The 8,574-nt window shown below is 37.1% G+C and carries 8 protein-coding genes; 7 read left to right on the top strand and 1 reads right to left on the bottom strand.

The window, feature by feature from the left end; all coding sequences use genetic code 11:
- The 4 genes from AT685_RS06840 to AT685_RS06825 form a co-directional block, all read left to right on the top strand.
- A partial coding sequence (locus tag AT685_RS06840; protein WP_143713169.1) for a M28 family metallopeptidase occupies window positions 1–1,784 on the top strand: 1,784 nt, incomplete at its 5' end.
- Window positions 1,781–2,716 (top strand): SDR family oxidoreductase, encoded by a 936-nt coding sequence (locus AT685_RS06835; protein WP_072152059.1) that lies wholly within the window; start codon window positions 1,781–1,783, stop codon window positions 2,714–2,716. The genes AT685_RS06840 and AT685_RS06835, both read left to right, overlap by 4 nt.
- Entirely contained in the window at window positions 2,713–3,663 is a 951-nt protein-coding gene (meaB, locus tag AT685_RS06830) for a methylmalonyl Co-A mutase-associated GTPase MeaB (protein WP_072152058.1), read from the top strand. Before AT685_RS06835 ends, meaB begins: the two co-directional genes overlap by 4 nt.
- A 49-nt stretch (window positions 3,664–3,712) precedes the next feature.
- The gene (locus tag AT685_RS06825) at window positions 3,713–4,870 is read left to right on the top strand and encodes an acyl-CoA dehydrogenase (protein WP_072152057.1); all 1,158 of its coding nucleotides are present in this window, start codon (window positions 3,713–3,715) and stop codon (window positions 4,868–4,870) included.
- Here the strand turns inward: AT685_RS06825 and AT685_RS06820 are convergent.
- On the bottom strand, window positions 4,867–5,574 hold the full coding sequence (locus tag AT685_RS06820) for a ComF family protein (protein WP_072152056.1): 708 nt from the start codon (window positions 5,572–5,574) through the stop codon (window positions 4,867–4,869). The genes AT685_RS06825 and AT685_RS06820 overlap by 4 nt on opposite strands.
- Window positions 5,575–5,787: 213 nt before the next feature.
- Between AT685_RS06820 and tsaD the strand changes: the two genes are divergently transcribed.
- From tsaD to pheA, 3 genes are all read left to right on the top strand, one after another.
- Complete coding sequence (gene tsaD, locus AT685_RS06815; protein WP_072149675.1) at window positions 5,788–6,831, top strand: tRNA (adenosine(37)-N6)-threonylcarbamoyltransferase complex transferase subunit TsaD; 1,044 nt, start codon at window positions 5,788–5,790, stop codon at window positions 6,829–6,831.
- A gap of 11 nt (window positions 6,832–6,842) precedes the next feature.
- Entirely contained in the window at window positions 6,843–7,640 is a 798-nt protein-coding gene (trpA, locus tag AT685_RS06810; protein ID WP_072152055.1) for a tryptophan synthase subunit alpha, read from the top strand.
- A partial coding sequence (gene pheA, locus AT685_RS06805; protein WP_072152054.1) for a chorismate mutase occupies window positions 7,615–8,574 on the top strand: 960 nt, incomplete at its 3' end. The genes trpA and pheA, both read left to right, overlap by 26 nt.

Raw genomic sequence — 8,574 nt, 5'->3', positions numbered from 1 at the left:
AGTTGATACAACCCTATGAAATTAAATTTGAATTGAAGGAAACGGCTTGGAATTGGGATAAAGACACATATGATGATATCTTCACATTTTTCAATGCCTATTCCCCAGATGGTGAAATAGAAGCACAGGTTGTGTATGTCAATTATGGTCTTCCTGAGGATTATGAGAAACTCAAAGAGCTTGGAATAAGTGTGAAAGGGAAGATAGCTATAGCAAGGTATGGTAAATCATTTAGAGGTGTAAAGGCAAAAGTCGCGGAAGAAAACGGCGCAATTGGGTTGATTATTTATTCTGATCCGATGGATGATGGATACATGAAGGGTGATGTTTATCCCCGAGGACCCTGGAGACCTGAAGATGCTGTGCAAAGGGGAAGCATTTATTATATGTTTGAATATCCTGGCGATCCGCTTACACCTGGATATCCAGCAAAGAAAGATGTAAAAAGAATTAACCCTGAGCAGGCGAAAAGTTTGCCACGAATACCAACTATGCCAGTTTCATATAAAATTGCAAGTGAAATTCTTAAAAATTTATCCGGTCCGAATGTCCCCGAAGGGTGGCAAGGTGGTTTGCCCTTTGCATATCACACTGGACCGGGACCTGCCAAAGTTAAAATGAAAGTCAAATCAGATTGGAAAATAAGGCAAATCAAAAATGTCATCGCAGAAATCCGCGGTTTTGAAGAGCCGGAAAAGAAAATAATAATGGGAAATCATCACGACGCGTGGATTTATGGTGCGGTTGACCCAAGCAGTGGAACAGCGGTGATGCTTGAAACAGCAAGAGCTTTATCAGAACTCATAAAGCAGGGATGGAAACCCAAAAGAAGTATTTTATTCTGTGCATGGGATGCTGAAGAATATGGGTTGATTGGTTCAACAGAATGGGTTGAGGAAAATTATAACGATCTTGTTAAAAATGCGATCGCTTATATCAATGTTGATGCGGCTGTCTCTGGGAAAAATTTTGAGGCAAGCTCTGTCCCATCGCTTGACCGCTTTATTGAGGAAGTTATAAAGTCTGTAAATGACCCAGAAACGGGAAATAGCATCTTCGCTGAAACCTGGAAAAGGCAAAATAAATCATTAAAACAGGTTTCAAATCCACCTGATACTGCCAAAATTAAATTCGGAAGGTTGGGGAGTGGCTCTGATTACACCGCATTTCTTGATTTCTGCGGTATTCCATCAATTGATATGAGATTTACAGGTCCATATGGAGTGTATCATTCTCAACTTGACAATTTTTATTGGATGAAAAATTTTTGTGATCCAAGTTTCAAATACCATGAAACAATGGCAAAAATAGTTGGGCTTGTTTTGATGAGGTTGAGTTCGTGCGATTACTTGCCTTTTAACTATGGTGATTATGCTGATGAAATTGAAAAATACATCATTGATATTGAAAGGAATTACGAGGTTATGCTCAAAACGAATGGCATTGATTTTGGAGGTGTAAAAGAGAAAATCAAAATTATGAGATTTTATTCTGATACACTTAACTTGATTCAAAAAAAATTTCCAAGGGTTGAAGTTCAAAAACTTGAACAGAAATTTACGCAAAAAATTGGGCTTCCAAACAGGGATTGGTATAAGCACAGGATCTATGCCCCGGGTTATTATCTTGGTTATGGGACACAGCCATTGCCTGGTATAAGTGAGGCGTTGCAATCTGGCAATTTTGAAGTTGCAAAGAAAGAAACTAAATTACTTGAGGAAGCGATTGACAACATCGTAAAAGAAATTCAAAATTTCACTAAAACATTTATGGAGGGCAAATGAACATACTTGTAACAGGAGGAGCTGGCTTCATCGGCTCACATGTTGTTGATTCCTATATTGAACTTGGTCATAATGTTATTGTCGTTGATAATTTATCTTCCGGCTCACTTGAAAATCTAAACCCAAAAGCGAAATTTTATCATCTTGATATAAGGGACGATAAGGTGGAGGAGATTTTCAAAAGCGAGAAAATTGATATTGTGAATCACCATGCAGCACAGATGGATGTTCGCAAATCGGTTGAGGACCCAATTTATGATGCGGATGTAAACATAATCGGAAGCCTGAAACTTTTGCAATTCAGCATCAAATATGGAGTAAAGAAGTTCATTTTTGCATCAACGGGGGGTGCGATTTATGGAGAACAAGATTATTTTCCTGCTGATGAAGAGCATCCGACAAGACCGCTTTCCCCTTATGGTGTTGCGAAGTTAACAGTTGAAAAATATCTTTATTTTTATAAAGAGGTGCATGGACTAAATTATGTTATCCTAAGATATGCAAATATCTATGGACCAAGGCAAAATCCGCACGGTGAGGCTGGCGTCGTTGCGATCTTCACAAGTAAAATGTTAAAGGGAGAAAAACCGATAATAAATGGTGATGGTTTCCAAACACGGGATTATACATATGTTGGGGATGTCGTAAAGGCAAATTTGCTTGCTCTCAATTATGATAAATCTGATGTTTTCAACATAGGGACAGGGATTGAAACCGATGTAAATACACTTTTCCGCAAACTAAAAGAATTGACAGGTGCAAATTGTGATGAAGTCCATGGACCACCTAAACCAGGGGAACAAAGAAGAAGTGTTATAAGCTATGAAAAGGTTTATAGAACACTTGGGTGGAAGCCAGAAATCTCTTTGGATGAAGGTTTAAAGTTGACGGTTGAATTTTTTAAAAATAAATTTGCAGAAAGATCAAGGTGATTGAGCTTGTTAAAAAGGTGATAGATGGTGACTTCAGGGCGATTTCAAAGGCGATATCAATAATTGAAAATGAATATGAAGGGGCTGAAGAACTTTTGAAGAAAATTTATAAATACACAGGAAAGGCTTATAAAATTGGTATAACAGGTCCGCCAGGCGCTGGTAAAAGCACGCTCGTTTTTCAACTCACAAAACTTTTGAGAAATGAAAAAGCAAAAATTGGAATAATCGCTGTTGATCCAACAAGTCCATTCACTGGGGGTTCATTGCTTGGCGATAGAGTAAGGATGAATGAGCTGTCCCTTGATGAAGGCGTCTTTATAAGAAGTATGGCGACCAGAGGAAGTTTGGGTGGATTAAGCAAAAAAGCAGTTGAAGCAGGAGATATACTTGATGCAGGTGGATTTGATTATGTAATTTTTGAAACGGTCGGGGTGGGTCAATCCGAACTTGATGTTGTAAAAGTTGCCGATACGGTCATAGTTGTTCTCGTCCCCGAATCAGGTGACTCAATTCAAGCAATGAAAGCTGGATTAATGGAAATAGCCGATATATTCGTTTTAAATAAAAGTGACAGAGAAGGTGCAGATATAGCTGTAAATGCAATTAAAAGCGTGTTAAGTTTCAAGGTTAAGAAAGACGAATGGGAGGTTGAGGTTGTAAAGACAATTGGAAGCACAGGCGCTGGAGTTAACGAGCTTCTGAATTTGATCAAAAAACATCGGGAATTTTTATATAACACGGGTGAATTTGAAAAAAGAAGAAAAGAAAAGTTAAAACTGAAGATAAAGGAAATAGTTGAAGAGAAGCTCCGTGAGGATTTCTGGACAGATGATCGTCAAAAGTTGCTTGAGGAAAAAGTCAATCTCCTTACAAACTTACATATAAACCCATTTGAAGTGGCGGAAGAACTAATTGAACATTTTTACCAGCAAAATTCACTATAGAAAAATCGGAGTCAAAAGCTCCATTGAAAAATAATTTAGGGCAAAAGTTATGGACTTTTATTTAACCGAAACTCAAAAGCAAGTTAAACAGCTTGCTCGTGATTTTGCAGAAAATGAAATTTCACCTTATGTCAAAAAATTTGACATAACAGGTGAGTTCCCAGTTGAGATAATAAAAAAGCTGGGTGAAATTGGTTTCCTCGGGATAACATTTCCCGAAAAATACGGCGGTGCGGGATTAAGCTACTTGGATTATGTTGTGATAATTGAAGAAATAAGCAGAGTTGATCCATCAATAGGTTTGAGCGTTGCAGCACACAATGGGCTTTGTTCAAATCATATTTTCATGTTCGGAAATGAGAAGCAAAAGCAAAAATATCTTCCTGAACTTTGCAGTGGTAGAAAGATAGGTGCTTGGGCTTTAACAGAGCCACAAGCAGGAAGCGATGCAGCAAATTTACTAACAAACGCCGTTCGTTATAATGATTATTATGTGATTAATGGAAATAAAACCTTTACAACGCATGGTGGTGTTGCTGAGGTAGTTGTGGTTATGGCTGTGACCGATAAAAGCAAGGGTAAAAATGGAATCTCTGCTTTCATAGTTGAAAAAGGTTATAGTGGTATAATCGTTGGTAAGAGGGAAGATAAACTTGGGATGAGAGCGAGCGAAACATGTTCGTTAACATTTGATAATTGTAAGGTTCCAGCTGAAAATTTAATCGGTGAGGAGGGACAAGGATACAGACAGGCAATGGAAATTCTCGCTGGTGGTAGAATTGGGATAGCTGCGTTATCTGTTGGGCTTGCTCAGGGAGCTTTGGAATTGAGTTTGAAATATGCAAAAGAAAGGAAGGCTTTCGGGAAATATATAGGTGAGTTTCAAGCCATTCAATGGAAACTTGCGGATATGGCCACTCAAATAGAGGCAGCAAGGTTGCTTACATATAAAGCAGCTTATCTTAAAGACCAAGGTAAAGATTACTCACTTTATGCATCAATGGCGAAATACTTTGCAAGTGAAGTTGCCGTCAAATGTGCAAATGAAGCTGTTCAAATTTACGGCGGATATGGCTATATAAAAGAATATCCCGTTGAAAAACTTTACAGAGATGCGAAACTTTTAACGATAGGTGAGGGGACAAGCGAGATTCAAAAGCTCATCATAGCAAATAAAATACTTAAGGAGCTTTCACATCTGGACTAACTTGCAATGGCGATAGATAAAGCCAAAACTCGTGAAGCTCCAGCATCAACAAGTGCCTTCGCACACTGATTCACAGTTGAACCAGTTGTGATGACATCATCAACAACAATAAATTTTCTCCAGGGGACGAAATTTTTATATTTATCTTTGACCTTAAAGGCATCTTTTACATTTTCTTTTCGCTGTTCAAGATTTAACTTTGTCTGTGTTTGTGTGTTTCTTACTCTGATGAGAAGGTCATTTATAAGGTTTATTCCGGTTACTCTGTTTATGCCTTTTGAAATTAATTCGCTTTGGTTATATCCCCTTTCCCTTAATCTAATTTTGTGAAGTGGGACGGGAATTAAAGCGTCGGAAGAGATGAAATCAGGATCATTTTTAACGGAATTTCCCACAATTTCTCCAAGAAGTATTCCAATTGATGGTTTATTTTGGTATTTAAGTTCGTGAATTAAAGTTTGAATTATGCTCTCATCTTTAAAATAGAAACAAGCAAATGCTTTGGATATATACCCATCGCTCCTAAATTTTGTCGTAAAGGTTCGTTCTATATCAACAGGTTCAACTCTTTCAATTTTATGTATGCACTCAGAGCAAATTATCATTCGTTTATCTTCAAGATGCCGATGGCAGATTTCACATTCATAGATAAAAATGAAGTCAAGAATTGAATCAAGAAAGAATTTGATCGTTGACAGAAGCATTTTATCCGCTATTAATTAGGAGTTGTGCAATTTGCACTGCGTCATATAGAATTAACAGCACGAGATAAATATAGCAAAGAAATTTCCTCGCGTCAAGAGATTATGATTTTGAAGAGCGATTCACTCAAAAAATAAGCTTGGAATGGGAAATGAAATTTAAATTTTGAATATATAAGTTATTTTGATTAATTTTTTTAAAAACCTCAAACGGAAGTGATAGTTCTTGGGATAGAGACATCGTGCGATGAAACATCCGCTGCTGTTTTAAAGGATGGGAAATTGCTCTCAAGTATAGTTTCATCTCAGTATTTTCATTCAAAATATGGTGGCGTTGTCCCAGAGCTTGCATCAAGGGCACATCAGAGGGTAATTGTAAAAGTTGTAGATGAAGCTTTAACCTCAGCGGGGATTAAGAAAGAAGAAATTGATGGAATTGCTGTAACCTATGGACCTGGATTGATTGGTTCATTACTTGTTGGCGTTAGCTTCGCAAAAGCGATGGCTTATGGGTTAAAAATTCCAATTGTTGGTGTCAATCATATTGAAGGTCATGTGTTTTCAACTTTCCTTATGGATGAGCATCCGGATTTTCCATTTATAGCGCTTGTTGTCTCGGGTGGTCATACTATGCTTATTCTCGTTGAGGACTTTTTGAAGTTGACACTTCTCGGGCAAACCCGAGATGACGCAGCTGGGGAAGCTTTTGATAAAGTAGCAAAACTTTTGGGGCTTGGTTACCCCGGGGGACCATTTATAGATAAACTTGCCCGTGAAGGTGATCCAAATTTTGTGAAATTTCCAAAGCCAATACCATCCTCAAAAAGCAAATCTTCAAGGGAAACCGATGAGTTGAACAAATATGAGTTCAGCTTCAGCGGTTTAAAGACCGCGGTTCTTTATTATTTGAAAAAAATAAACTTTCAAAGTCTTGGGGAAGAGGAAAAAAACAAATTGATAAGAGATATAAGCGCAAGTTTTCAAAGGGCTGTGGTTGAAGCACTCGTTGAGCAAACTATAAAAGCAGCGAAAGATTTTAATGTAAAAAACATAACCATTGCAGGTGGGGTTGCCGCTAATTCCGAACTCAGAAAAACAATGAAGGAAAAAGCTGAAAATGAAGGCTTAAAGCTTTACATCCCAGATCTTGCATATTGCACGGATAACGCTGCAATGATTGCTTTCGTTGGATATATTAAACTTAAAAGTGGAATAAAACATGATTTTGATTTAGCCCCTGTCCCGAATTTAAAAATTTAAGTTCAAAACCGATGAACAGAATTCAAAATGTCTTAAATACCAAAAATAAAATGTTAATTCCTTACATTACGCCTGAATTCCCAATCAAAGGAGTGACTTTACCTTTACTTGAAGGGCTTTTTGATGCTGGGAGTGATATGATTGAAATTGGAATTCCGTTCAGTGATCCGATAGCAGATGGACCCACGATTCAGCATTCTTCTTATGTTGCTCTTAAAAACGGGGCAAGTTTTAAAAAAATTTTGGACGATGTTTCAAAATTTAGGAAAAAATATTCAACGCCAATTATTTTGATGGGTTATTATAATTCAATTCTAAGTCGTGGAATTGAAAATTTCGTCGTTGAAGCTATCTCAAACGGCGTTGATGGAGTTATAGTCCCCGATCTTCCAATAGATGAGGCAGATAAATTAATTGAGATCTCTCAAAGATATGGATTGAGCAATATATTTCTTGTCGCTCCGACTTCAAGCGATGAGCGTATAAAGTTGGTCTCGGAAAAATCAACTCATTTTGTTTATTGTGTGTCGGTTACGGGTGTAACAGGTGAGAGGGAAGAATTCGGCGGAGAAGATTTTGAAAACTTTATGCTGAGGGTTAGAGCAAACTCAAACAAACCATTTGTCGTTGGATTTGGTATATCAAAACGAGATCATGTTTTAGAGGCGTGGAGATGGGCTGATGGCGCTGTGGTTGGATCAGCGCTGATAAAAAAGCTCTTCAACATTGACGAAATTTCAAAGTGTGTGAAAGTTGCCTTTGAATTTATAAGTGAGCTCAAAAATGGACTGGTTGAGGAGAAAAAATAAATACTATGATGAAATTGAAAAGTGGCGCAAAAAAATTGATAAAATTGATATCAAAATTGTCCGACTTCTAAATAGAAGAGCGAGGTATGCAAACGAAATCGGAAAAATAAAACAAAAATTGAATTTACCCATCTATTCACCAGAACGAGAAAGTCAGGTCATCCAGAATGTCATGAAACATAATTACGGTCCTTTATCGGATATGGCAATTAAAAGGTTATATGAAAGAATTATTGATGAGTCAAGACGACTTGAAAGGGAATCAGCGGAACTCAGAGGAAAAAATAAAATTCAAGCAATAAATGTGAATTCGTTTTCAGGAAAAGCGATGTTTGACCTTTTAAGGAAACTTGTAATTTTGCTGATTTTAATTTTTCTTCATATAATCAACAGTGAATTTTTCCTTTCCAACTCTCCTGCGACCAAGTTTGTTTTTATTGAGGTACCTAAAAATTCAACATTTAAACAAACAGTTGAAATTTTAAACTCCGAGGGGATTTTGAAAAGTAAAATAATTTTTTATTATACCGGCAAGGTGCTTGGCTTTGATAGAAAGGTTAAGGCTGGAAGATACATTTTTATAGATAATCTGCCAATGGCTGTTGTGGTAAAAGAGATAACAAATCCAGCCTATATTATATCCATAAGCGTCACAATTCCAGAAGGGATAACCGCACGAAGAATCGCAGGTATATTGAAATCAAAAATTGGGATTGACTCAACAAAATTTATGCAACTTGTCAACAGCGCTGATTTTGCACAAAAGCTTGGGATACAGGCAAATGGGCTTGAGGGTTATCTTATGCCAGATACATATATTTTCGTGTGGGGAGATGATGAAGAAAAAGTGATTGAGAAAATGGTTTCAGAGTTTAAGAAATTTTACAATGATAGTTTGATGGAAAGGGAAAAAGTTGTTGGATTAAATACTCAT

The sequence above is a fragment of the Candidatus Kryptobacter tengchongensis genome (genome assembly GCF_001458555.1).
In the GTDB taxonomy this organism is placed as follows: domain Bacteria; phylum Bacteroidota; class Ignavibacteria; order Kryptoniales; family Kryptoniaceae; genus Kryptonium; species Kryptonium tengchongense.
The sequence above is the reverse complement of the archived record's forward strand: the minus strand, read 5'-3'. Positions and strand labels throughout refer to the sequence as shown.